Source organism: Halodesulfurarchaeum sp., assembly GCF_036626455.1.
Taxonomy (GTDB): domain Archaea; phylum Halobacteriota; class Halobacteria; order Halobacteriales; family Halobacteriaceae; genus Halodesulfurarchaeum.
This window is the reverse complement of sequence record NZ_JAZKRK010000010.1, coordinates 35,486-59,799: the sequence shown is the minus strand read 5'-3', so window position 1 is coordinate 59,799 and position 24,314 is coordinate 35,486. Positions and strand designations below refer to the sequence as shown.

Below are 24,314 nucleotides of genomic sequence, written 5' to 3'. Positions count from 1 at the left end.
ACGATCCTGATCCTCAAACGGGACTTCGTCACCCCGGTCGAAGAAATGAAAACAGCCGCCGAGTCGATCTCCAAAGGCGAACTCGAACAACGGATTCCGGAGACTGACCAGCGCGACGAGATCGGTGATCTCGTCCGCTGCTTCGGCCAAATGCACACCTATCTCGTGACTGTCAGGGACCAGGCAGAAGCGCTGAGTCGAGAGGAATTCGACGCAGACGTCCTCGAAGAAGACGTCCCGGGGAGCTTCGGGGCGGCGCTCAGTCGAATGGAGACGAACCTCGAGGAACGCATCGATGACCTCGAAACAAAGCGAGCGGCCATCGAACGACGAAATACCGAGTTGACCGAAACCGCCGAGGCCTATCAACGGACCATCGAGGCCGTCACGAACGGGGACCTTACCCAACGACTCGATGCCAACACCGACCACGAGGCAATGGCCGGGATCGGACAGGCATTCAACGGAATGGTCGACGAATGGGAGAGTGTCCTGAGCGACCTCATTCAGTTCGCCAACGACGTGGCCGACGAAAGCAAGGCCGTTGAAACGAATGCTGCAGAGGTCCAAAACGCAAGTGAGGACATCAGCGAATCGGTCCAGGAGATATCGGCCGGCGTCGACGAGGAAAGCCACCGCCTCGATGAAGCCTCGGACGAATCCGAGAATCTCTCGGCGACAATCCAGGAGATCACAGCCTCCTCGGACAACGTCGCGACCCTCACCGATCAGACCACAGCGGTCGGCGAAACAGGGCAGAAAGCCGCCCAGGACGCAGAAGCCGAAATGGATACGCTCCGCGAGCGGAGTCAATCGGTAACCGAGGCCGTCGGAACCCTCAACAAAACCCTCGAAGAGATCGGAGACATCACGGACGTCATTCTCGATATCGCGGACCAGACCAACATCCTGGCACTGAACGCCGGCATCGAAGCCGCCAGAGCCGATGCGAGTGGCGACGGGTTCGCCGTCGTGGCTGAGGAGGTCAAGTCACTGGCCCAAGAGACCAAAGAGTCAGCCGAAGAGATCGAGGGGCTGATCACTGACGTTCAAGCCCAATCCCAAGAGACCGTCGCGGAAATCGAAGAGATGGACGAGCGGGTGGAAACCGGAGCTGAAACCGTGAAAACGGCCACTGATGCCTTCGACGATATGGCCGAGAACGTCTCGGAAATCAACACCTCCATCCAGGAGGTCAATGACGCAACCGCCGAACAGGCCGAATCGATGCAGGACGTCGTTGCGATGATCGAGGAAATCGCGGCGATCAGCGATCAAACTGCTGCCGAGTCCCAGACGGTCGCCGCCGCCGCAGAGGAACAAGCCGCGACGCTCGGCGATGTCGCCGAGAACACGACGGATCTGGCTGAGAACGCCGAGGACCTGAAATCCAGGCTCTCCCAATTCCACGTTGCGGATGGAGCAATGGGACGGCGACGGAATCGTTCCAGCACCACGCACAAAACATCCGGATCGGGTTCGAGGACGAACACGACTGACTTCGAGTTTGGCTCCGACGACCAGGGCGCAGAGACCGGGCCCTCCGGCCCCCAAGACAGGAGCGCGACGGACGACAGTATGGAACGGCAGTCAGTCGCCACTGACGGCAGCGGCGACGACTAAACCGAGTTCCTAAACGGATTATTCAAATGGCCCCGTCCTATACGGGAGGGTATGGCGAAGTATTCCACCGGCCGCGCCGGCGGCGGTGGCGACGGCGGAACCTGTGAACTCTGCGGGACCGCCACCGACGACCTCAAAACAGCCACTGTCGAAGGGGCCACACTCTCGGTGTGTCCGGACTGTGCGTCCCTGGGGGAGACCACAGGTGACTCCTCGAAAACGACTGAGAGCAGTGACGCCACGAAAAGCCGCAGCAAGCGAGCCGCGCAGAACACTGCCAAAGCGATGGACGCCGTCTCCGGCGATTCTACCCACTGGGAGCAAGACGGAACCGATTACGAGGGCGACCGCCTCCCCTATCTCGTCGACGAGTATGGCGAGCGGGTTCAAGAGGCCCGTCAGGCCGCCGGCTATCAGCGCGAGGAACTCGCAGCGGAAATAGACATCGACGAAAACGAACTGCTGGCCGTGGAACAGGGCCGCGCGACCTCGGCCTCAGTCGGCGGATCGCTGATTCGGACCTTAGAGGCCGAACTCGACCTCGAATTGATCGACGAGTAATCGAGAGTCGACCGACCGGTTTTTTACGTGGCTCCGACTTGTGAGTGTAATGGCTCAGTCACGCGGTCCGAACGAACCCTACATTACGCAGTTCGAAGCAGGCGTCGAATCGATTTCGGGGCTCGACGTGGCACTGTCGGGCACATACTTCTACCCGGAAGGCGGGGGGCAACCCGCCGATCGAGGCACCATCGGGGGGATCCCTGTCGTGGATGTCCAGTCAAGAGACGGGAGAGTACTCCATACACTCGAGCGTGAGCCGGCATTCGACGTCGGCGACACTATCGCCGCGGTGATAGACAGGGAGTTCAGGACCTATACCATGCGGGCCCACACCGCCAGTCACATCATCTACGGGGCTGGTCGCCACGTGTTCAAAGATATCGGATACGGTGGCTTTGACATCACCGACGAGAAGGTGCGAGTGGATTTCACCACCACGACTGACGTTGATGATGACCTGCTGGTCGAGCTCGAACGGTTGACGAATCGAGCGATCTGGGACTCCCGAGACGTTTCGTGGGATGAACTCCCGCGGGACGAAGCGATGGATCTGGAAGACATCGCGTTCAACACGGCGACAGAGGAAGGAGTGATGGCCGAAGCCGACAGTATCCGAGTCGTTACCATCGATGGCTGGGACGTTGCGGCCTGTGGCGGAACACACGTGTCGAACACGCGGGAAGTTGGACCGGTGACGGTGCTGGACCGCTCGAACCCGGGCGAAGGGCTGACCCGAATCGAGTTCGCTGTCGGTCCCTCCGGAATCGAGCAGCAGGCCAGCGAACATCGGTCGGCACGTCGGGCAGCAGGGGAAATCGGAACGACTGTCCAAGCCCTTCCCGAGGAAGTCCGGCGGCTGCAATCCGAGGTCGAGACCCTCGAATCCAAGCTAGAATCGTACAAAAACGCCGCTCTCGAGGACGCATTGCGGGACATGGAGACGGTTGACGAGTGGCAGATCGGGACCGTCGAGGGCTACGAGGCAAACGACATTGGCGAACGTATCCAAGATCTGGCCGGTGAGGTATCGCCGGTTATGGCCGCGACAGGTGGCGACGGGCGGCCATTTGTCGTCGTCGCCACCGATGGATCAGTCGACGCCGCAGCAATCATCGACAGGGTCACCGACGAGTTCGGCGGTGGCGGTGGAGGCGGTCAGACATTCGCACAGGGTGGTGGCCTCGATGCCGACATCGAAACGGTTCGGAAATTCCTCGTGACCCAAGCCGAAACGGGAATATAACCCTCTCCCGTACGAACCAATATGCAGGAACAGGGCCGCACAGACCGAGGAACGCAGCTAGTGAGGGGAGGCTAATGCCCTGGGGCGTTCACAGCGAGTACAATGACGACGGTGGGCCGGAGGTCGAGATTGACGAGGAGCAGGAGGACGTCGAACGCGCCAACGAAGGGGAAGAGCAGACCGAAGCGTTCGACGTCGACGACGCCCTATCCCGTCTCGAATAGCCCCTTTTGGGGGCGGTTTTTAAGCGATTTGCCGTTCCAGCATGGCGTATGACCGGCATCGGCGACCTCGGGGACCGGGCAGCATCGGGACCGATCACCATGCTCACTGCCTACAACGCCCCGACGGCGCGGCTAATCGAGGAAAGCGGGGTTGACATCATTCTCGTTGGGGATAGTCTCGGAAACACTGTGCTCGGCTACGACTCGACCCTCCCGGTGACCCTGGCCGAAATGGAGCGTCACACGGCCGCAGTAATTAGAGGGACAACAGAAATCACAGTCGTCGCGGACATGCCGTTTCTTTCCTACGGAGTAGATCTGAGTGAGAGCATCCGTAATTGTGGTCGCATGCTGAAAGACGTCGGCGCCGATGCCGTCAAACTCGAAAGCGGCCCCCATACGGAATCGCTCACGGAACAACTGACCGACCGAGGAATTCCGGTGATGGCTCACGTCGGGACCCGCCCCCAGCATGCCCATCAGGAAGGCGGACTGAGACAGAAGGGCACTACCGAGTCCGAAGTCGCGGAAATTGAACAAATCGCGAAGGCCCATGCCGATGCTGGGGCATTCGCGGTCGTCATCGAACACGTTCCAAACTCAGTCGGGCGGTCGGTGACCCAGGCCGTCGATGTCCCGACGATCGGGATCGGAGCAGGTCCGGACACCGACGGGCAGGTGCTCGTTCTGGCAGACGTCCTTGGGTTGACTGAAAAAACACCCCCGTTTTCCAAGCAGTTCGGTGACGTCGCCGGGGAAATGCGGTCGGCAATCGGCGACTATCGGAGGGCCGTCGAAGACGGAAGTTTCCCAGGAAACTGAGATCAGGGAACCGGAGCGGCTTCGACTGGGTTGGAACCGCAACACCACTAGCGAAAACATAAACCGCCGCCTTCACTGGGTTATTTCCCAACAGATTTAAATAGTAGAACGAGTTACGGAGAGTCATCACCATGGAACCAAATGCTGAGATACTGTCGGATGTACCGATGCGGCGAGACGAGTTCGAGTGGGGAAACAGGATCGTCGTGGATCTCGGCCCGTGGGTTGACCACGCCAGCGTCGACCTGCTCGATGACGTTGCGCTGATCGTCCTCGAACACGGAAACGGCCAGTCCCAGTTCGAGCTCGAGCTTCCGGAGACGGGAGAGGCGGATACGTTTATCACGAACGGCGTCCTCACCATCGAGGTGAGAGGCCAATGAGCGACCCGCTCAAACTCGTCGTCAAACCGCTCAAGCAAAAGCACGCCGGGCGAGGCCTGGCGGCCATCGACAGACGTGTGATGGAGGAGTTAGACCTCGAAAATGGCGATTACATCCTTCTCGAAGGTCCCCAACAAGGAAAAGCCGTCGCCCGTGTCTGGCCAGGCTATCCCGAAGACGAGGGGAATAACGTCATCCGAATCGACGGCCGCCTCCGGCAAGAAGCAAACGTCGGTATCGATGATCGGGTCAAAGTCACCAAAGCCGAAATCAAACCAGCGACCGCCGTGACCATCGCGCTCCCGCAGAACCTCCGGATCCGCGGAAACATCGAACCGATGATTCGGGATAAACTCTCGGGACGACCGGTCACAACCGGCCAAACCGTCCACGTCTCCCTCGGACTCGGGGGTATGGCTGCGGTCTCCGGGCAACAGATTCCGCTGAAGATCGCGGAAACAGACCCTGATGGAACGGTCGTTGTGACCGACTCCACTGATGTCCGCGTCAGCGAACAGCCGGCAGAGGAGGTCGGGTCGGGCGCCGAACCTGCCGACACCCAGACCCCGAGCATCACGTACGAAGACATCGGCGGCCTGGACAACGAACTCGAACAGGTCCGTGAGATGATTGAGTTGCCGATGCGTCACCCTGAGCTCTTCCAGCAACTGGGGATCGAACCGCCAAAAGGCGTGCTGCTCCACGGGCCCCCAGGAACGGGGAAAACCCTCATCGCGAAAGCGGTGGCCAGCGAGATCGACGCTCACTTCCAGACGATCTCCGGGCCGGAGATCATGTCGAAGTATTACGGCGAGAGTGAGGAGCAACTCCGGGAGGTCTTCGAAGAGGCAGAGGAGAAGGCTCCGGCCGTCATCTTCATCGACGAAATCGACTCAATTGCCCCCAAGCGCGGGGAAACGTCCGGGGACGTGGAGCGGCGGGTCGTCGCCCAGTTGCTCTCGCTGATGGACGGTCTCGAAGAGCGGGGCGATGTCGTCGTGGTCGCAGCCTCGAACCGAGTGGACGCCATCGATCCCGCGCTCCGTCGAGGCGGTCGATTCGACCGGGAGATCGAGGTCGGCGTCCCAGATCGGGAGGGCCGTAAAGAGATCTTCCAGGTCCATACGCGAGGGATGCCCCTGGAGGAGAGCATCGATATCGACCGATACGCCGAAAATACACACGGCTACGTGGGCGCCGACATCGAACAGTTGGCAAAGGAAGCCGCGATGAACGCCCTTCGGCGCATTCGACCACAGATCGACCTGGAAGCCGACGAAATCGACGCCGAGATCCTCGAGGACCTGACCGTCCGGGACGACGACTTCAGGGAAGCGATGAAAGGTATCACTCCGTCGGGTCTTCGAGAGGTCTTCGTCGAAATTCCAGACGTCACCTGGGAGGAGGTCGGCGGCCTGGAAGAGACCAAAGAGCGGCTGCGCGAAACCGTTCAGTGGCCCCTCGACTATCCCGAGGTCTTCAAGCAGATGGACCTCGATTCACCCCGGGGCATCCTCCTGTATGGCCCGCCCGGAACGGGAAAGACGCTGCTCGCGAAGGCGGTTGCCAACGAGGCCAGGAACAATTTCATCTCGGTCAAAGGCCCCGAACTACTCAACAAGTACGTCGGCGAGTCCGAGAAAGGCGTTCGTGAAATCTTCGAGAAGGCCCGACAGAACGCTCCGGCCGTGATCTTCTTCGACGAAATCGACGCCATCGCGGGCCAGCGTGGCCGACAGATGGGAGACTCCGGCGTCGGCGAACGAGTCGTCTCCCAGCTGTTGAGCGAACTCGATGGAATCGAGTCACTCGAAGACGTCGTGGTCATCGCGACCACGAATCGACCCGACTTGATCGACGATGCGCTGTTGCGCCCCGGTCGGCTCGACCGACATATTCACGTCCCGATTCCTGACGAAGCGGCCCGTCGGGCCGTCTTCGAGGTGCACACGGAGCACAAACCACTCGCCGAAAGCGTCGATCTCGAGAACCTTGCTGCTCGCACCGAGAACTACGTGGGGGCAGACATCGAGGCCGTCTGCCGGGAAGCAACGATGCAGGCGACTCGGGAATTCCTCAACAGTGTCGACCCCGAGGAAGCAACTGAGAGTGCCAGCAACGTCCGGATAACCGAGGAGCACTTCGAATACGCCCTCGAGGAAGTCTCGCCGTCGATAGACGAAGAGATCAAACGACGCTACGAGGAACTCGAAGAACGCTTCGACAAAGCCAGAGCCGAACCGGATCACGGAGCCGACGACCAACTCGGTCGGACGTTCCAATAACGAACCGGCTGAGAATTATTCGACTCGTTCTGCGGCGTCCCGATCGAGAAGTGGGTCGGCGTTTTCTTGTGGGAGGTCGACGATGTCGTCCTGCTTCAGGTCGTAGGACTGGGCGTCGACACCGAAAATCTCGCCGACGTCGGTCGTCATCCTGACTGTGGTTCGGTCGACGCCGTTTTGGTCTTCGGTCGCGGTCTCCTCCAGCTCAGAATCCGATGCACCAGTGGCGCCATCGCCCAAATCGGCTCCCATCGCGTCGGCCGGGCTGGGTTCTGATTCCGAAAGCGAATCATCCGGCGGTGGAGTCGGATCGACCGGATCATCAGGTGAACCCGGGCCAGCCTCATCTGATGGCGTTCGGGTCGAGGAGTCGGGTGCCCCTGCGTCATCGATTGAATCGCTACTCGGCACCCGATTCCCGGAGAACTGATCGAGGACCTTCGTCTTGTTCGCCTCGATGCGCTCAACGAGATCCTCATAGAGGTCCTGTTCTTCGGCGGTCAGACCGGTTTTGTCGCCGCCATTGCCGGTCGCCGAGAGACTTGCCTCGTCGACGAGTTTGCCGATCCGACGCTGATAAATCGCTTCAGCCACGTGCTCTGCCGTCTCGATTTCCTTGGAGAGTTCGCTCACCCGGGCGGACCTGAACGGATCCTCGGCCTCCGCTGCAGCCGCCGAGCGTTCCTCCCGCAAGGATTCAATGTACTCGGCCACGTCCGCGTAAAAGGTTTCCCGAAGCTCCTGGAGGCTGTCGGTCGATCGCTCCTGTCGTTGGACACGGTGTAGCTCCGATAGATCCATGATTACGCTTGGGCCTTCTCCGCTATCCCGCGGGCCATGAGGAAGATGCCCGCGTACTCCGGTACTTCTTGGTAGCCCGGGCTCACACTAAGGCTTTCCCCGTCGAACTCGAGCAACGTTTCATCCGCCACCTCGACCCCGATTTGGTGTCCGCGAAACGTCTCGGGAATGGCATCCCGTAAGGGGTCGAAATCATCCAATTCATCCCGTTCGAGTGGCACGACCCGCAGTCCACTGCCCCCGTGTAGGGATCCGGGCAGGCGGATCAAGCGATGGGTGTCAGTCGTAACTGGCTCGTCGATGGCCGAGGCATCGGTTTCGACAGTCCGCTCGACCATCGCTCGAACCACCGGGAGAAAGGCCGGGTGAACGTCGACGTTCCCGGCCATGACCGCCTCGGTGTTCGTCTCGAGCACCGACAAAACTGCTTCGGCGTTCGTTTGTCCCACCCCCTCAAACGTCTTGAGATGCTCGATGGCCGCCTCGTCCTCCAACCCGAGCAGTTCATCGGCTAAGTTCTGGAGGCGAGCCACAACTCTGCGAGCCCAGCCACCGGTCGTCGGGAGGGACCGACGAGCAGTCGGCGTCTTTCGCCCCCGTCCCGAGACTGGCTCTTCGCTGACCAGCGATTCGAGAGAGAGCCCGCTTCCCCGGACGTACTCCACGACCTCCCGGCGCTGTTCCCGGTCGAGCGACTGGATCTCGGGGTCCCGAACGTGGACGTGATAGCCCCGGCCTCCCGAAAACGTGATTCTCAGTTCGTCGAACCCGAAGTCCCGCTCGAGGAGGTCGAGGAGTTTCAACAGGGCCCCTTTGCAGGTTTGGAGCATCTCCCCATAGGTGTCCTCGGCGGGGTTCACACTGGGGAGATGATCGGCGTCGAGATCGAAGACTAGATCGGATCCCTGCCAATCTTTGTCGTCCATCGATCTGGCACTCGGATCGTCGTAGTGCCCGGCCGAAAAGTAGACGTGACGAGGGCGTTCCCGCACGAGAAAGGCCTCGAGGGATCCAAGGTCGTGGACCGACCGATGGCGGATCATGGTCGTCCCCGAACTGTCCTCCCAGGGAATGTAGCCCCACTCGCGGGCGGTCGCATCCGGGGGTTCTGGCGGGGCTTCTCGACGGTAGAAGTCCCTGAACCGGCCCCGTAGGTAGGACCGCGTTCGCTCCTCCATGGACAGAATCGTACTCGGCCCCCATGTATAAGCCGTTTCGTCCTGCCTTATCGGCCAAGCAACTCTGACAACCGTGCCATCAGCCGATCGCTGTCCCCCAGCCGCATGTAATAAGCGTCGACGTCGTCCTCGTAGTAATCCTCGATCCGCCGCACCGTTTCAAAACCCAGATGCTCGTAAAAGGAGAGGGCGTTTTGGTTACTCACCCGAGCGTGACAAGAGACGCCGCTCGAATCGTCTGCGATAGCCGCGACCAACCGTTCACCGAGGCCACGGCCCCGATACTCCGGATGGATCCCAAGAAAGAGAATGTAGCCGTCCCCTCTGGCTGCTGCAAACCCGACCAGTTCGTCATCATCAAAATACGCATAGACGGTCGCCTTGCGGTACGCGTCGGCGAAAAAGCCCCATCGCTGTTTGAGGAGGTCCTCGGATTCCCGGATGTGTTCTTTGAGCTCCCAGGCCGCCTGCAGGTGGTCGTCCTCACCCGGTGGGACGGTTCTCTGTTCGAGGGTGACACTCACTATGCGGTGATACCCAGTCCCGAAACATAATTCCACCGCCCGGACGGAGTTCGAATATGCACGTACTAACCGAGAACAGGAGCAAAACAACGGTATTCAACGTCGACCAAAAACAGGTATGACAGGTCACTACGAACTCAAAGCCCATACAGCCGACGTCGCGATCGAAGCACGGGGAGCCACACTTTCGGAGGTTTTCGGAGCGGTCGCCGACGGGCTTGGGGCTGCTCATGTCGACTCGATCCCCGAATTGGAGAGAAAACACCTCGACGTTGCCATGAGCGCGGAACGCAAGGCGGCCCTCCTATTCGATTACCTCGATCGGTTGCTCTACCTTCGAGACGTCAAAAGCGTCCTCCCGGTCGAAAACGATGCCACGGTGACCGAATCCGATGATGAATGGACGGTCAAAGCGACCGCCAGGGGCGTTCCCGTGTCAGAAATCGATGCCAGAGAGGTCAAAGCGATCACGTACTCCGAAATGGAGTTGCGAGAACAGGATGACGGGTGGTACGCCTACGTCGTCGTCGACGTGTGAGTCGAGCCAAAGCTTTGTAGGGCGAGCCCCAATCATCGGATATGACAACATTCGAGGCCGACGACTTCACTCTGGAGCGGACCGCTCCGTTAACCTGGAAACTCGAACAGGAAGCGGGGATGAACGTCCCGGCTCGGGTGTACGCGAGCGAGACGCTCCTGGAAGAAATCGCCGACGACCTCAGCCTGGAACAGCTCAGGAACGTCACTCATCTACCAGGGATTTACGAGCCAGCAATCGCAATGCCTGACGCCCACCAGGGATATGGCTTCCCGGTGGGCGGCGTCGCAGCCATCGACGCGGAAGACGGGGTGATCAGTCCCGGGTCGATCGGCTATGACATCAACTGTGGCGTCCGAATGCTTCGGACCGATCTCACCCCGGAGGACCTCAACGGAAAAGAAGAGGAACTTGTCGACGCGCTTTTCGACGCAATCCCGTCCGGGCTGGGTGCTGGCGGCGTCGTCGAAGGAACCACCTCGACGATCGAGGCGGTCCTCGACCGAGGGATGAAGTGGGCGCTCGATCAAGGCTATGCGGTCGAAGCAGACCTGGACCACTGTGAGGACAACGGGTTTCGGGAGGAAGCCGATCCACGTGTCGTCTCCTCGGAGGCCAAAGATCGAGGTCGCAAACAGCTGGGGAGCCTCGGCAGCGGGAATCACTTCCTCGAAGTCCAGCGTGTCGAGGACATCTACGACGAATCAGTCGCGTCGGCGTTCGGGCTCTCGGAGGACCAGGTGGTCGTCCTCATCCACTGTGGCTCACGAGGGTTGGGCCACCAGGTTTGCACGGACTATCTCCGGAAGATCGAACAGGAACACGCGGATCTCCTCGAATCACTTCCAGACCGCGAACTCGCTGCTGCACCCGCTGGTAGCCCCCTCGCAGAGGACTACTACGGTGCGATGAACGCCGCGATCAACTTCGCGTGGGTCAACCGGCAGTTGATCACCTACCAGACCAGACGGGTCTTCGCCGACGTCTTCGATCGCGACTGGCAGGACTTGGGTATGGAACTGCTCTATGATGTCGCCCACAACATCGGGAAGAAGGAAACCCACGAGATCGACGGCGTCAAGCGAGACGTGTACGTCCACCGAAAAGGGGCCACAAGAGCGTTCCCACCAGGGCATCCCGAGGTTCCCGAAGCCTATCGAGCAGTCGGCCAACCTGTCATTATTCCCGGTTCGATGGGGTCGGGAAGTTACGTGCTCCGGGGCGGTGAGAAGTCCCTCGAAAAGTCCTTCGGGTCCACGGCCCATGGCGCCGGGCGCCTGATGAGTCGCACGCAGGCCAAACAGGAATTTTGGGGAGAGGACGTCCAAGACGAACTGGAAGCCGAGGAGCAGATCTACGTGCGGGCCCAGAGCGGAGCCACCATCGCCGAGGAAGCGCCGGGGGTCTACAAGGATGTCGACGAAGTTGTCAGGGTCTCACAGGAGTTAGGAATTGGTGATCCTGTCGTCAGAACCTTCCCAATCCTCAATATCAAAGGCTGATCGAGCCCTCGAGCAGGGACCTTTTTGACTGACCGGCTTGGAATACGAGTATGATCGACGAGACCGCCGAGGAGATCCGATCCATGCAGACCCACAGTTCCTCGGTCGTCGCGGCCAATGCCTCCCACGCCCTCGAAGAACTCCTCGGTCGGGAGTATCCAAGCGTCGAGGAGTACCTGCGCGAATTAGAACACAACAGTTCGGCACTCAGACGTGCCAATCCCTCTCACGCCTCTCTCATCACGACCCAACGAGAAATCGTCGAAACCGTTCGAGAGGCCGATCCAAAGTCCATAGAGGCAGCCAAGGCGCGGACGGAAGGGGCTATCGAGGAGGTCGTTTCGACGATCGAAACCGCCAAACACCGGGCTGCGGAGAACGCGGCAGATCGGATCGAAGACGGTTCGACGATCCTGACCCACGACTATTCCTCGACAGTCCTCGAAGCCCTGGAAGCGGCCGCTCGTGATGGCGCCCACCTCGAAGTTTTCATCACGGAAGCCAGACCCCGCCACCTGGGACGAAAAACGGCCCGAGTGCTGGGAGAAATAGATCGAATCGAGACGACCCTGATCATCGACAGTGCCGCCGGTCACTACCTCGAAACAATCGATTCAGTCCTGATCGGAATGGACTGTATTGTCGATGACATGCTGTACAACCGCGTCGGAACCTACCCGATCGCCGCTACGGCCGCCGACCGAGACGTTCCGGTTACAGTCACCGGGTCCAGTGCGAAAGTCGTCGACGGGGGCTTTCGCTTCGAGAACGATTTCAGACCGGCAAGTGAGGTTATCCGCGAACCGCCAGAAGGGTTTGTCGTCGGCAACCCAGCATACGACGCGACACCGACCAGGCTGATCGAGACACTCGTCACCGAGACGGGAGCCAAGTCACCGTAACGCGGAAGCGGATTTCTTTTTCGGACTACGAGGGTTGAAATATTTCCTCGGGCTTGCAGCCCTCGCGTTCATCATCGTGTACTTCGGGGCCCACTATATGGTGCTGTCCCGACACCAGGCGCTCTCGCTCGGACTGCAGTCACCCTCACTGGCGCGGCATGTTCCGGGGCCTATCTGCTCACCGCGGTCTAACCGAACAGACAACAATTGGTCTGTTTTGGACAACAACACCCGGCCTACACCGGACTGACAACTCCCGAGCCAGGGGAGCGATACTTATCTTACCGTTCCATCACAACTCCCGGTAATGGACCGCGGCACTGAATTAGCGGTGCTGCTTGGCAATACACGCCTCAACGCCGCCATCGGCTGGCTATTGCTCGCCATTCTAGCTCTCGTCGGCGTCGAAAGTGCCCTGGATGGCGACTGGGTCTGGGTGATCGTTTCCTTCTCGGTTGTCGGCCTCGGCATCCTCCCGTCACTGGTCTTCAGCGATCACTTCGTCATGCTCCCCTGGGAAGTTCTCGCACTCGGAATTGTGCCACTTGTTACTCGGGGCCTATTTGCCGGACTCGTCGCTGATATCGCCGCGTACCTGGCTGTCGCCGCTGTAGCACTCGTCATCGCCGTCGAATTGGAGGTGTTTACACCCGTTCGAATGACGACCTGGTTCGCCGTGTTCTTCGTCGTCGTCACGACGATGGCCACGGCCGGAATCTGGGCAGTCCTCCGCTGGCTCTCGGACGTCTTCCTCGGAACGACCCTGGTGTATTCGAGTCCCCCACCCGTCGACCCGGCCATCGAAGAAGTTGCCCTCAAGGCTCTCATGTGGGACTTCGTCGCCGCGACGGTCGGTGGCGTCCTCGCCGGCGTTATCTTTGCGTTGTATTTCCGCCGCCTGGCCGCCGGACGAACCAGATTGCCCCCGGCGGTTGCGGAGGCAATCGAATGAGACTCAGCGAGCGGCTCGCAATCAGTCCTAGCTGACAGGGCCAGGTTATCGAGGGGTTCGGCCGTCGAACCTTCACGGAGACCAGGACGGCGCGTAGTTTTATCGGGGACGACCCCGTAGCCCACATCGATGGTCTTCAAGAAAATCACGCTGACCGGAACAAGTGAGGAGAGTTTCGAACACGCGGCCGACAATGCCGTTGACCGTGCCGAAATGACCCTCGATAACGTGATGTGGGCCGAAGTCAAGGAAATGGGTGTAGAAATCGCCGGGGTCGAAGGACGCGAATATCAGGTTGAACTGGAAGTGGCCTTCAAACTCGAAGAACCCGAGGCCTGACCATCTACTCGTCAGCAAGTCTGACGGCCACACTTGCCTCGTGGGCGTCCAGACCTTCGGTTTTCGCGAGGGTCATGACAGTTTCTCCGAGGTCACCCAATGCGTCCCGATCCAGCCGTTGGACCGTCGTCGCCCGAAGGAACGTATCAACGGATAATCCACCAACCAGTTTCGCCTGACCGCCAGTTGGGAGGACGTGATTCGTTCCGGTTGCGTAGTCACCAGCGGCCACGGGTGTGTTTGCGCCCAAAAAGACCGAGCCCGCACTGTCGATTTTATCGAGAACAGCCTCCTCAGCAACAGTCTGAATCGAAAGGTGTTCGGCAGCGTAGGCCTCCGCGAACTCAGTCGCCTCGGTCATCGAATCGGCAACAAGAATCGCTGATTGGGAGCCCTCAAGAGCAGCCCTAATGGTCTCGGCCCGGTCGCGTTCTTGGAGTTGTTCGTCGATGGCCGTTCGAACTGACGCCGCGATCGACTCGTCTGTCGTAACCGTAACCACCGACGAATCGGGATCGTGTTCGGCCTGCGCAAGCATGTCCGTAGCGACTGCATCGGGGTCGGCAGTTTCGTCAGCGATGGCCAGCAGTTCGCTGGCCCCAGCGAGGAAGTCGATCGTTACGTCGCCCTGGACCTCCGCTTTTGCCGCCGTGACAAAACGGTTCCCGGGGCCGACGATCTTCTGCACCGGGTCGACGCTCTCGGTCCCGTAGGCCAACGCCGCAATCGCCTGGGCACCACCGATCTGGTAGACTGCATCGGCCCCAGCGATTTCGATCGCCGCAAGTGTCGCCGGATGTAGTTCTTCGGCCGGTGGCGTCGCAACGGCAATTTCCTCGACGCCGGCGACCTTCGCAGGAACGACCCCCATAAGAACGCTGGAGGGGTACGCTGCGGTTCCACCGGGCGCATACACGCCGACTCGTTCGAGCGGGCGGAACCGACGTCCGAGTTCGCGGCCGTCGAAGTTGGCCCGCCAATCCGTCGGGACCTGTTCCTCGTGAAAGGTTCGGATGTTCGCCGCCGCTTCCTCGATTGCCGTTCGAACCGCCGGGTCGATGGCTGCTGCGGCGCCCGCGACCCGGTCTGTAATCTCGATCCGGTCGAGGTCGACGTCATCGAACCGGCTACTCAACTCGTAGAGGGCAAGGTCTCGGTCTTCCTGAACCTGGGCGATGATGTCCCGAACGGTTTCCCGTTCAGACTCGACCCCCGAGTCCCTCTCAATGAGCGCCTCACGTCGGTCTGGGCCCAAATCCGTAAGTTCTGTTGGTGGCAGCTGCATGACTCACCAATCGACGGGTAGAAGGAAAACGATTGGCATCACGCCACCAACGGTGTCGCACCGACGGGGTTCACTCCGAGATGTAGGGGTTCTCCCGCCAATCGACGCCGCCGTCGCCTTCGTCAGTGTTGTCGACCGGAACCTCGACAACCTCGACCGTCGCTGGGACCGGTTCCCCATCCTCGATTTTCAACGGTTCCAGCGATCCGTCGACTGCCGTAATTGCCGTCAACGTCCCTTCGGTATCGAGAAATGCGATGTCCGTGAGGACTCTGAACATTTCGTACTGGAGAGCGGTGTTCTGCAGCACGGCCTCGCGATCCCCACTGAAGTTCGCCATCGTGACGAGTTCGCTCGGGATCTCCTCGTCTTCGTCGAGGGAGTTCCAGCGTTTTCCCCGTGGGGGTTCTTCCTCGTAGACGCGCTTTTCGTCGATACTCGCTTTGAGTTGGGCCGTCGGTGTGTACTTGCCCACCCCGTCCCCGGCGGCGACGGCCTTGATAAGCAAGATGTTGTTTCGTCTCGTCCGCTCGATAGACTCGATCTCCGGGGGGAGATCTGGGTCCTCGAGATAGGCCTCGAGATCCTCGAGCGGGAGTTCGAACGACGCGGAGAGTCGGAATACCTGACCAGTCATGTGTACCCGTTACCCCGAGGTCGGCTCTGGGCCTCAGAGCAATCGAATCAATGTAGGGGCCCATCGCTTATATGGTCCCTGTTCGAGAGAGGCGATCCGCCGGGTGGGCAATCGGGCTTGCATCCCTCAACCGCTAGACCGGAGCGTTCGACAAGATGGTCTCCGACCGGCGACTATGGCGCCGAATGGAACCGATCATAATAGGTAGCCAATCTGGCTGAATCCGGTAGCCAATTACGTTTGCCGGCCAATGGCCATGTATGACAGACGACCGGACGATGATCGGGGTGCACACCATCGACGTCGACGGGACGATCACGCTTGACGACGACGTCTTCGAAAAGAGCAAGCTCGAACGGACGGGTAATTGTCTGGTCGTGGCCTCCCCCGAAGGCGGCGTGAACGTCATGCCCGTGACGACCGGATTCAATCCGAAACCGAGCGGCCAGTAATCGAAATACCCAATAGGAAATCTTAGAAGAACCAGCCGGAGTCCGAGTCCCGGGCGTCCGGTTCCAGGTCGTTGAGTCGACCTTCTGCGGCCAACTCCGCGTCGATCTCCTCCTGTGTGAAATCGAAGAAGTGGTTTTCCGGGAGTTCGACGTCGAGGACCTCCAGGGTCGTCTGTTCGCCGTGATTGTCGAAGACCTTCCAGTCGCCCCATCCGTAGGGCGCGCCGATGATGATGTGAACCTGGCCTTGGCCGAACGTGGCGAGGTCTGCATCGCTGGGTTGGAGCACCCCATTGGGGTGGGAGTGGACGGACCCCACCGAACGTATATCGTTCGGTTTCATGTGCGACCGAACGCTTGCACTCACCTGACTGGATTTCGTTCCCGGAATGACCAGTACGTCCGTGATTACCTGCCCGGTCTTGTCCAGGTCGAGTTGGCTGGTGTCTTCGGTCCGAAGAAAGCCCATGTACTCGTTCGGATGTGTCTCCTCACAGGCCTCAAGCGTGAACTCCATCGTCTCCCTGGCGATGCCAAGGAGTTCACTCGACCGGAACAATCCCATCACCTGGTGTAGTTGGAGGAAATCCCTAAACGTTCCGGGAAAACCACCGTCCGGAGCCGTCGTTGTCCCCTTATTGGGCCGCGCCTGCATCAACGACCCGTCCGAGAAACAGGAGCGCACCAGACGGCCGGTCCCGGATCGCAATAAGGAATGGTCGATCAGCCACGAACTCGAACTCGTTTTTCGGCGCCGACGTCAACCCGGCTACGGCCCCCGTCGCAGCCGCTGCTTCGGTTCCCGTTTCATCGACCGAGATGAAGGTGTCGTGGTACACCTCATCGATGAAAAGCCGATCCAAACTCTGGTCGAGGTCGGCCATACCCGAAAAGTCCGCTTCCTGAGGGTCGAACGCTGCTGTCATGCCGAGCGTTTCGAGTGTTGGTTTCAGTTGCAGGCCCTTCCCAAACTCGAATTTCGGAATCGCGACCAATCCTTCCTGGCGCTCCAACGAGTCGACCGTCGTTGAGAGGGTGTCCATATCGAAGTCGTCCTCAAAGGCCTCAAATTCACCCGCGGTGGGAAGCACAAACAGCATCGACACCGCACCCCCGAGATAGGGAAGGTCGATCGCTTTCGCGCCAGCAACCTCGGTGTAGGGAACTGGCTCGTGTTTTTGCATCATCGGAACATCGACAACCGGTCCCTCGAGCGGTGTGAAGGGGGCTGGTTCAGTGTCGTCCGGCTCGAACGGGTCCTGCCAGTTCGCCCGGAAGTACACAGCGTTCGTGAGGACCAACCGGGTAAGTGTCGTGAGTGCACCCTCCGGCAGCAACTCGTCGATTCGGTCCTCGGTCCGGTCGGCAACCCACCCGTTGATCGTCTGGCGGGCACCCTCTGGATCACTTTGATAATCGACCTCCCGAAGGCCACCACCGTAGTGGTCGGCGAGCACGTCGAGATAGGCTTCTTTGAACGGAAACCCAGACTGCCCCCAGATGGCATTGACCAGGGAGAGTTCAAAGGGCACGGGGTCATCCTCAGCTTCGAAGTTTTCGGGCAATTCCGCGGAATCGATCTCGTCGTCGCGGTCGTTCAACTCGCGCTGGAGGGCGTTGAACGCAGGATGGAGTGAATCCTCGGACGCCGTGTAGTTGAACGCCTCGCGCATTTGGCTCCGGGTTTCATCCCGCGCGCCCGCATACGCCATCGACAGAGTGATTGTCACACTCAGCGGCGAGACCAGGCCGTTTTCGGTGGGCGATTCGTCGGTCGTCTCCCGGTACAGGGCAAGGGAAAAGGCGTTCGTATCACTCACCAGTGTTTCGAGCGTGGCGTCGTCGATGTCCGCGACGACTCCTGGCTCGGGTGATTCAACGGCCGTGCGTGGGGTCGGAGCAGAACAGCCTGCGAGTGCGCCAGCGAGAAGCGACCCCGTGAGCCCCAAGAGGCGGCGTCGATGCATACGGAACTATAGGGGCGCGGGCTTTCAATGTTTACTGGACAATCAAACTCGGATTGGACCCTTCCGGCGAGAGGAAACGGTCTTGGGCCTCCCACACAGACCCCCGATAGACCGAATGGACAGCAAAGACCTATGGCGTGGCTTCCGGGACGTTGCGCCACTGCTCCTCGGAATCGCCCCCTTCGGCCTCGTGACCGGGGTCGCAGCTGTCAATGCCGGTTTGGACCTCGAGCTTGCAGTCGGGATGTCCGTGATCGTCTTTGCCGGGGCCGCCCAACTCGCCGCCCTCGAACTCATCAGAACCGACGCCCCGCTGGTCGTTATCGTCGTCACCGCTGCCATCATAAATCTGCGAATGCTGATGTACTCGGCCTCGATCGCGCCACACTTCCGCGATTTCAAAGCGAAGTGGAAGGGTGCCCTTGCCTACATCCTCACCGATCAGGCCTACGCGCTTTCAATCGCCCGATTCGAAACGGAGGAACCGGTCGAGAAACGGTCGTACTATCTCGGGGTAGCCGTTCCAATCTGGATCGTCTGGCAGGTGATGACCGTCGCCGGCGTCGTCTTGGGTGCAAGTGTGCCACCCTCGTGGGGACTCGAATTTACCGTCCCAATTGTCTTCCTCGCACTGTTGGTCCCAGCGGTTGAGGACCGGGAAACACTCGTCGCGGCGGCGGTTGGCGGCGGTGGGGCAGTGCTGGGTGCTGGCTTGCCACTGAACCTCGGCCTCCCCGTAGGTGCCACCGCCGGCGTGCTCGCCGGAGCCATCGCCGAACGGGTGAGACCATGACGACCAGTTTCGGGGACCCGCTCCTCTGGGTCGCGATCATCGCTATCGGGCTGCTCACATTCGCGATTCGGGTGTCCTTCATCGCGCTGTTCGGCGAACTTGAAGCGATCCCACCGCGTGTAAAGACGCTGCTCCGATACGTTCCGGCCGCCGTCCTCGCGGGGCTCGTGTTTCCGGCGTTTGTGACCGTCGGCGCCAGTGGCAGTCCCGAAGTGGACAAACTCCTCGCGGGGCTTGCCGCTGGCACCGTGGCCTGGCGAACGGAAAACGTCCTTGCGACCCTCGTGGCCGGGATGGGAGCCCTGTGGGTGCTGCGATTTTTCATCCTCTGACCGGGTGGTTCCCGCTTTAGGCGTCCAATAGGCCTATAGCCCCGACGTTGTAAGTATGAATCATGCCGGACGACAAGCGGGGCCGAGAGAAACAGGCGCGCAACGCAAATCGTCGGCAACGGGAACATGCGATCGCGGCCGAACTCGAGCAAATGGACGATCCGGAGCCGGCGATCGACGAAGGGGAACTCGCCTTCTTCGAAACCGCTCTGGAAGAATTAGAGTTCCCAGCCACTGGAACCGAAATCGTGTCCTCGCTCGGGCATCGGGAACTCGACGTCGGTGATGAGAGTTACAGCGTGTCGGAACTGGTTCCGACCACAGACAGCGAGACGTTCGAAGACCCAACAAACGTTCGAGTGCAGGTCCAGCGACCGACCGTTGCCAAAGCGATAAAGCGGATCGTCGAAGCCACCGACGCAGTGCCAGACACGACATTATCGGGCTCGAAGCGAACGGCCTACGAGAAGACGTTCAGAAAGCTTCTTGAGATCGATGCGGTCTACGAAGACGGTGGAATGAATGTGGTAACAGATTGGGTCATTTCGGAACTCCAGGAGAACGGGACATTACCCGGGTCGCGAGAGATTCGACGCCGAGCCGGGAAATACTGTCGGGACACTGGCTACGAGATCCGAAACGACGAGTGGCTCGACATCTGAGTCGGTTGAGCCACAACGTGTTTTTGTCCAAAGATTTCTGACCAGCTTGTATTTTGCACCCAGCCCCTTGAGGCCGAGGTGATCTGTGATTACGGACGGTCCATCTGCTCTCCGACCAGGACTGAACGGAGCCACAGGCGACGTGCATGTTCGATACGAGTCTCTGTGTCACAAAATATCGCCCGGAACACTAACTCCCGACGTCATCCCTGGCGGCGTGCCGCGTCGGTCGGGTAACCCTCGTGCCGGGCGTGTCTATAGCGTGCCTGGGTTCTCCACCGGTCATCGCGCCCTTATGGGCGAGCTCGGATGGGGACTGAGGCACGCGAATCGGACTAAGGTGGCTTCGGTGAAAAGGCTGTCCGCAACGGGGGCCGGGTTTCTTTACCGCACTCGTCGTATTCTCACCTGTGACTGTGGACATCGCCGTGCTCAGACAACAGTTGCAGGGACTGGACGCCGAGTCCTATGCTGACGTGCTCTCCGAGCGACTTCCCGACACGGAGATCGAAGTTGCCCGAACACCCACTGAAAATGAGAAGTTACTGGCCTCGGCGCAGATCGCAACCGGCCCGGACATCGATGAGACCGCCCTCGAAGAACCCTCGAATCTCGAATTGTTCGCCTGTATCTATTCCGGAACCGAACATCTCCCACTCGACGCGCTTGCCGACCGCGGGATTGCCGTGACAAATGGCTCAGGCGTTCACGGGCCCAACATCGCCGAGTATGTGCTCGGTGGCATTCTTGCGTTCGCCCGCGGGTTCCCCACCGCCTGGCGACGCAAGGAGCGCCGCGAGTGGCGGGCCTTCGAGACCCGCGAACTGAAGGGCAGTACAGTGACCGTCGTCGGCATGGGGGCCATCGGGCAGGCAGTTCTCGAACGGCTCGAACCGTTCGGCGTGCACACGATCGGCCTCCGTAACACCCCCGATAAAGGTGGCCCAGCCGACGAGATCGGAGCCCTCGACGAACGCAGTCGGTACGATGCCTTCGCACGGAGCGACTACGTCGTGATCGCAACCCCCTTTACGGAAACGACAGCGGGGCTCATCGACGCTGACGCACTCTCCACAATGCCGCCGAACGCGGTGGTAGTAAACATCGCACGGGGCAAAATCATTAAAACAGACCCGCTTGTCCACTCACTCCAGCGAAACGGGATTCGGGGGGCCGTCCTCGACGTGACTGACCCGGAGCCACTTCCAAGAGACCACGTCCTCTGGGATATGGACAACGTCATTCTCACACCTCACAACGCCGGTTTTACGCCGAACTACTGGGAGCGTCGAGCCGACATTTTAGCCGAAAACGTCGAACAAGCACGAGACAACGGCGGCTTCGAAGACCTTCACAATCAGATCCTGTAACTACAGCCAGCCCCTGGCGGCCAGCAGTTCACCGTTGAGAATACTGGCCCCAGCGGCCCCCCGAATCGTGTTATGCGCTAAGACGTTGAACTGGACACCCGTTGCCGTCTCCTGGATGCCACCGACGGCGATACCCATCCCGTCACCGACCATTCGATCAAGCCGGGGTTGGGGTCGATCGGGGTCCGAGAAGACCGTAATGAGTGGGTCCGGTGCCGAGGGGAGCGCCGCAGATTCGGCCGATGCGAGAGCCGATTCGACATCCCCGACCGAGGGGTCAGAGCCGAACTCGACGAAGACGTTTTCCAGATGGCCGTCGATCGTCGGAATCCGATTGCACGAGGCCGTGACGTCGGCGTCAAGCCAATCGATCGTTGCATCGGTGTACTCCCCGAGAAGCTTCCGGGATTCGTGTTCCATCTTCCCCTCCTCGCCCCCGATATGGGGAAGTGCGTTGTCGATGATTTCCATCGAGGAGACCCCTGAGTAGCCGGCACCTGAAACGGCCTGGAGAGTCGCGACGTGGACCCGTTCAATCTCGAACTCCCTGAGTGCTGCAAGTGCCGGGACCATTGTGATGGTCGAGCAATTGGGATTTTTGACCAGTGCACCGTCCCAGCCGCGACGATCCTGTTGTTCAGCCAGAAGGTCGAGATGCTCCGGATTGACCTCCGGGATGACGAGTGGCACATCTGGGGCCTGTCGTTCATTCGACGAGTTCGAGGAGACGACGTATCCCGCATCGAGGAATTCCGGTTCCACCGTCGCAGCCACATCCGATGGCAGCGAGGAAAAGAGAAGATCGACGTCATCAGGAACCGCCTCGGGATCCGTTCGCCGGACGGTCTGATCAGCCACGGATTCCGGGATCGGTGTATCGACCTGCCATTTCGCGGCTGACCGATACGAGTCACCGGCACTGTCAGCACTCGCTGTCAAAACCCCAATGTCGAAATCCGGATGATCCGTCAAAAGCTGAATGAACCGCTGTCCGACGGCACCTGTCGCCCCGAGAATACCGACCTGAGTCATATTCGGGATTGGGGATGCCATCCCTAAGCCCTTCTGATGCGGGTACTATTTGTCGGGCATCAACTCCAGCCAATAGACGGCTTAGTTGAGTTTGTGGGTAACATACCCAGCGATTCGGTTGCGGACGCCCTTGGACTCGATATCTGTGAGCTCGGTAACGCTTTCCTTGTTATGCTCGAAGTCATCAGCCTGAAATGCTTCGGGATACCGTTCGAGAAGGATCGTACCAGTCTTTTTGACGTAGTCGGGCTTGATGGCCATACCGCGGTGTACCGGCCGGTCAGGTTAAAACCATTCGTTCCGGTCCAAGCGAGCAGCGAACTGTTACCGCAGTTCGGTAAGTGCAGACTGAACTCGTTTCAGAACTGCTGGGTCATCGCTTGCGACCGACGCTGAGCTCGTCTGCCCCGTATTTCAGGTATTCGAAGAGCGTCTCGGATTCCACTATGTGCAGAAACTCCGGAACCACCGATAACTGTCCACTGCAATAGCTTCCGCCCAGCAGTCCGGGCCTCGTCTTGGAAATATTGGGGCTTCTGACTGCGGCCGGGTTCCTCGGCTACCGTGACGACCCCCGGTTGATTGGTGGTCGGTTCGGCTTCCTGGCCCCATCGGCGAGAACCGTCGGTGTGACATCCTCCGCGCCCTGAAGGGTGCGGCTTCCCGTCCTGCAGGTGGGATATTTGCCGGTTTACGATACCGCCTGTTCTCTCGTGCGAAAGGTCCCGCTCTCGCGGTCAAACAGGTGTACCGATGGCTGTGCCACACAGCCGTTACTCCTATCCTCGCCGTGAGGACTCGGAGTTATCTTCTGGCGCATGTTCTCCGCCCCGTTGCAATCCGCGTTGGCTACCATTCCACACGCCGAGCAGACGTACAGACCACGTTCGACACGGTTCGAGCTCGTCTCGTCGCCACACCGTGAGCAGGTCTTACTCGTGTCCCACTCGTTCTCCTTGAGGACCTCGACCCCACGTCTCTCCCCCTTGTAGGCAAGGTACAGGTAGATCCGGTCGAACGCCCACGAGTGTAATTTCTTGTTCCCAGTTTTCCCCCAATCGGACTCCCGAACGTCTTCCGGCCAACTCACCGCCAGCGTGCTGACACCACGTTCGACACACTCTGTGATGATGGTGTCCGTAAGTGTGTGGTAGAAGTGGGTTTCGCGGTCAGTGAGTTTCTTCCGCGCCCACATCGACTTCTCAGACGGGCCGTTCTCCCCCTCGGTATCGTACTCTGCGCGGGTGAAGTAGTGCCTGTCCTGCTTGAGCGTGTTGCCGGGGTACAGAACGTATTCGTCGGGGAACGCGACTGTGGCGATATTCGTGATACCAAGGTCGATGCCCACCACTTCGTCGCCTACTGCATCGGTCGTTTCGAGTTCGACTTTGCAGACGAAGTGCAGTTCCCACTCCTCACCGGTCCAGACAGCGCGAACGGTCTGCACCCGGTTGACGTCCGAGAGGTCAACGTCCGGGCGAGTTTGGTACTCGCAAAGAAGGAAGTCCGACCAGTACTCTTTGAGGTTCGAGCCTTTCGAGAGTCTGACGCGGTTGTTTTCGGGGTCGTGCTCGAAGCCGTCTTCTTTGAACGTGACCGTACTCTTCGGGCGTTTATCGCCGTGTTTGCGGTAGCCAGGTGGATTCGCCTCCGGGTCTTTCTGTCGCAGGTCGAACCACGACTGGAAAGCGCCGGAAAGTTCTTCGATGACTTTCTGACTGGATTGAGCGTTCAAGTCTTTCCAGCACTCGCGGTTCTTCATGTACCCCTTCAAAACGCCATCATCTGGGATTTCGCCGGTTGCGTCCCAGATGCGGTCGCCTGTCCAGCGTGCGACGTTCCAGATTTTCGAGGCGGAATCGCCGAGCGAATCGAGGCCATCGCAGACCCCTACTTAATGGTGT

At 59.9% G+C, this 24,314-nt stretch carries 27 protein-coding genes; 17 read left to right on the top strand and 10 right to left on the bottom strand.

The genetic code is table 11. The annotated features are described in order from the left end of the window. The 7 genes from V5A26_RS05050 to V5A26_RS05020 all read left to right on the top strand — a co-directional run. The coding region (locus V5A26_RS05050) for a methyl-accepting chemotaxis protein (RefSeq protein WP_332322252.1) at positions 1-1,623 on the top strand (1,623 nt) is incomplete at its 5' end. Between the two features lie 51 nt (positions 1,624-1,674). Beyond that, entirely contained in the window at positions 1,675-2,184 is a 510-nt protein-coding gene (locus tag V5A26_RS05045) for a helix-turn-helix domain-containing protein (protein ID WP_332321217.1), read from the top strand. Positions 2,185-2,233: 49 nt separating this feature from the next. Continuing rightward, positions 2,234-3,430 carry an alanyl-tRNA editing protein gene (locus V5A26_RS05040; RefSeq protein WP_332321216.1) on the top strand — a complete coding sequence of 399 codons (1,197 nt, stop codon included), beginning with the start codon at positions 2,234-2,236 and terminating at the stop codon, positions 3,428-3,430. A gap of 74 nt (positions 3,431-3,504) precedes the next feature. Beyond that, positions 3,505-3,654, top strand: a complete 150-nt coding sequence (locus V5A26_RS05035) for a hypothetical protein (RefSeq protein ID WP_332321215.1) — start codon at positions 3,505-3,507, stop codon at positions 3,652-3,654. Between the two features lie 48 nt (positions 3,655-3,702). Beyond that, positions 3,703-4,476 (top strand): 3-methyl-2-oxobutanoate hydroxymethyltransferase, encoded by a 774-nt coding sequence (panB, locus tag V5A26_RS05030; protein WP_332321214.1) that lies wholly within the window; start codon positions 3,703-3,705, stop codon positions 4,474-4,476. Positions 4,477-4,607: 131 nt separating this feature from the next. After that, complete coding sequence (locus V5A26_RS05025; protein ID WP_332321213.1) at positions 4,608-4,859, top strand: DUF7127 family protein; 252 nt, start codon at positions 4,608-4,610, stop codon at positions 4,857-4,859. Further along, the gene (locus V5A26_RS05020; protein WP_332321212.1) at positions 4,856-7,144 is read left to right on the top strand and encodes a CDC48 family AAA ATPase; all 2,289 of its coding nucleotides are present in this window, start codon (positions 4,856-4,858) and stop codon (positions 7,142-7,144) included. The genes V5A26_RS05025 and V5A26_RS05020 overlap by 4 nt, the downstream gene beginning before the upstream one ends. Positions 7,145-7,159: 15 nt before the next feature. Here V5A26_RS05020 and V5A26_RS05015 read toward each other — a convergent pair whose 3' ends face one another. From V5A26_RS05015 to V5A26_RS05005, 3 genes are read right to left on the bottom strand one after another with little or no spacing between them, the layout of a single operon-like run. After that, complete coding sequence (locus V5A26_RS05015; RefSeq protein ID WP_332321211.1) at positions 7,160-7,945, bottom strand: DNA replication complex subunit Gins51; 786 nt, start codon at positions 7,943-7,945, stop codon at positions 7,160-7,162. Positions 7,946-7,947: 2 nt separating this feature from the next. Beyond that, on the bottom strand, positions 7,948-9,123 hold the full coding sequence (priS, locus tag V5A26_RS05010; RefSeq protein ID WP_332321210.1) for a DNA primase small subunit PriS: 1,176 nt from the start codon (positions 9,121-9,123) through the stop codon (positions 7,948-7,950). 47 nt (positions 9,124-9,170) lie between these two features. After that, positions 9,171-9,647 (bottom strand): GNAT family N-acetyltransferase, encoded by a 477-nt coding sequence (locus V5A26_RS05005; RefSeq protein WP_332321209.1) that lies wholly within the window; start codon positions 9,645-9,647, stop codon positions 9,171-9,173. A gap of 118 nt (positions 9,648-9,765) precedes the next feature. Here V5A26_RS05005 and V5A26_RS05000 point away from each other — a divergent pair, with 118 nt between their 5' ends. The 5 genes from V5A26_RS05000 (at position 9,766) to V5A26_RS04980 (ending at position 13,880) form a co-directional block, all read left to right on the top strand. Then, positions 9,766-10,185, top strand: coding sequence for an archease (locus tag V5A26_RS05000; RefSeq protein WP_332321208.1), 420 nt, complete (start codon positions 9,766-9,768; stop codon positions 10,183-10,185). 41 nt (positions 10,186-10,226) lie between these two features. Beyond that, on the top strand, positions 10,227-11,687 hold the full coding sequence (locus tag V5A26_RS04995; protein WP_332321207.1) for an RtcB family protein: 1,461 nt from the start codon (positions 10,227-10,229) through the stop codon (positions 11,685-11,687). 50 nt (positions 11,688-11,737) lie between these two features. Then, positions 11,738-12,589 (top strand): translation initiation factor eIF-2B, encoded by an 852-nt coding sequence (locus tag V5A26_RS04990; protein ID WP_332321206.1) that lies wholly within the window; start codon positions 11,738-11,740, stop codon positions 12,587-12,589. A 307-nt stretch (positions 12,590-12,896) separates the two neighbouring features. Next, positions 12,897-13,541 carry a hypothetical protein gene (locus V5A26_RS04985; protein WP_332321205.1) on the top strand — a complete coding sequence of 215 codons (645 nt, stop codon included), beginning with the start codon at positions 12,897-12,899 and terminating at the stop codon, positions 13,539-13,541. A 129-nt stretch (positions 13,542-13,670) separates the two neighbouring features. After that, a complete protein-coding gene (locus tag V5A26_RS04980) occupies positions 13,671-13,880 on the top strand; it encodes a dodecin (protein WP_332321204.1) in 210 nt (69 codons plus the stop codon). A 4-nt stretch (positions 13,881-13,884) separates the two neighbouring features. Here V5A26_RS04980 and hisD read toward each other — a convergent pair whose 3' ends face one another. Beyond that, complete coding sequence (gene hisD, locus V5A26_RS04975; RefSeq protein ID WP_332322251.1) at positions 13,885-15,165, bottom strand: histidinol dehydrogenase; 1,281 nt, start codon at positions 15,163-15,165, stop codon at positions 13,885-13,887. Between the two features lie 70 nt (positions 15,166-15,235). After that, the gene (locus V5A26_RS04970) at positions 15,236-15,802 is read right to left on the bottom strand and encodes a DUF7110 family protein (RefSeq protein ID WP_332321202.1); all 567 of its coding nucleotides are present in this window, start codon (positions 15,800-15,802) and stop codon (positions 15,236-15,238) included. Positions 15,803-16,062: 260 nt separating this feature from the next. On the opposite strand from V5A26_RS04970, the gene V5A26_RS04965 reads away from it, so the two are divergent. Next, positions 16,063-16,254, top strand: a complete 192-nt coding sequence (locus tag V5A26_RS04965) for a hypothetical protein (RefSeq protein WP_332321201.1) — start codon at positions 16,063-16,065, stop codon at positions 16,252-16,254. Between the two features lie 22 nt (positions 16,255-16,276). Here V5A26_RS04965 and V5A26_RS04960 read toward each other — a convergent pair whose 3' ends face one another. Then, a complete protein-coding gene (locus tag V5A26_RS04960) occupies positions 16,277-16,819 on the bottom strand; it encodes a Mov34/MPN/PAD-1 family protein (RefSeq protein ID WP_332321200.1) in 543 nt (180 codons plus the stop codon). A gap of 70 nt (positions 16,820-16,889) precedes the next feature. Beyond that, positions 16,890-18,221 carry a serpin family protein gene (locus tag V5A26_RS04955; protein WP_332321199.1) on the bottom strand — a complete coding sequence of 444 codons (1,332 nt, stop codon included), beginning with the start codon at positions 18,219-18,221 and terminating at the stop codon, positions 16,890-16,892. A gap of 115 nt (positions 18,222-18,336) precedes the next feature. Between V5A26_RS04955 and V5A26_RS04950 the strand changes: the two genes are divergently transcribed. From V5A26_RS04950 to V5A26_RS04935, 4 genes are all read left to right on the top strand, one after another. Next, complete coding sequence (locus tag V5A26_RS04950; RefSeq protein ID WP_332321198.1) at positions 18,337-19,014, top strand: AzlC family ABC transporter permease; 678 nt, start codon at positions 18,337-18,339, stop codon at positions 19,012-19,014. Beyond that, positions 19,011-19,346, top strand: coding sequence for an AzlD domain-containing protein (locus tag V5A26_RS04945; RefSeq protein WP_332321197.1), 336 nt, complete (start codon positions 19,011-19,013; stop codon positions 19,344-19,346). The genes V5A26_RS04950 and V5A26_RS04945 overlap by 4 nt, the downstream gene beginning before the upstream one ends. A 62-nt stretch (positions 19,347-19,408) precedes the next feature. Then, positions 19,409-20,008, top strand: a complete 600-nt coding sequence (locus V5A26_RS04940; RefSeq protein WP_332321196.1) for a DUF5789 family protein — start codon at positions 19,409-19,411, stop codon at positions 20,006-20,008. A 410-nt stretch (positions 20,009-20,418) separates the two neighbouring features. Further along, entirely contained in the window at positions 20,419-21,378 is a 960-nt protein-coding gene (locus V5A26_RS04935) for a D-2-hydroxyacid dehydrogenase (protein WP_332321195.1), read from the top strand. Here the strand turns inward: V5A26_RS04935 and asd are convergent, their stop codons facing one another. The 3 genes from asd to V5A26_RS04920 all read right to left on the bottom strand — a co-directional run bounded on the left by asd (position 21,379) and on the right by V5A26_RS04920 (position 24,256). Then, positions 21,379-22,410 carry an aspartate-semialdehyde dehydrogenase gene (gene asd / locus V5A26_RS04930; protein ID WP_332321194.1) on the bottom strand — a complete coding sequence of 344 codons (1,032 nt, stop codon included), beginning with the start codon at positions 22,408-22,410 and terminating at the stop codon, positions 21,379-21,381. It lies immediately after the preceding gene. A gap of 81 nt (positions 22,411-22,491) precedes the next feature. After that, the gene (locus tag V5A26_RS04925; RefSeq protein WP_332321193.1) at positions 22,492-22,671 is read right to left on the bottom strand and encodes a 30S ribosomal protein S17e; all 180 of its coding nucleotides are present in this window, start codon (positions 22,669-22,671) and stop codon (positions 22,492-22,494) included. 430 nt (positions 22,672-23,101) lie between these two features. Then, positions 23,102-24,256: an RNA-guided endonuclease InsQ/TnpB family protein gene (locus tag V5A26_RS04920; RefSeq protein WP_442908767.1), complete on the bottom strand. Its 1,155-nt coding sequence runs from the start codon at positions 24,254-24,256 to the stop codon at positions 23,102-23,104. Between the last annotated feature and the right edge of the window lie 58 nt (positions 24,257-24,314).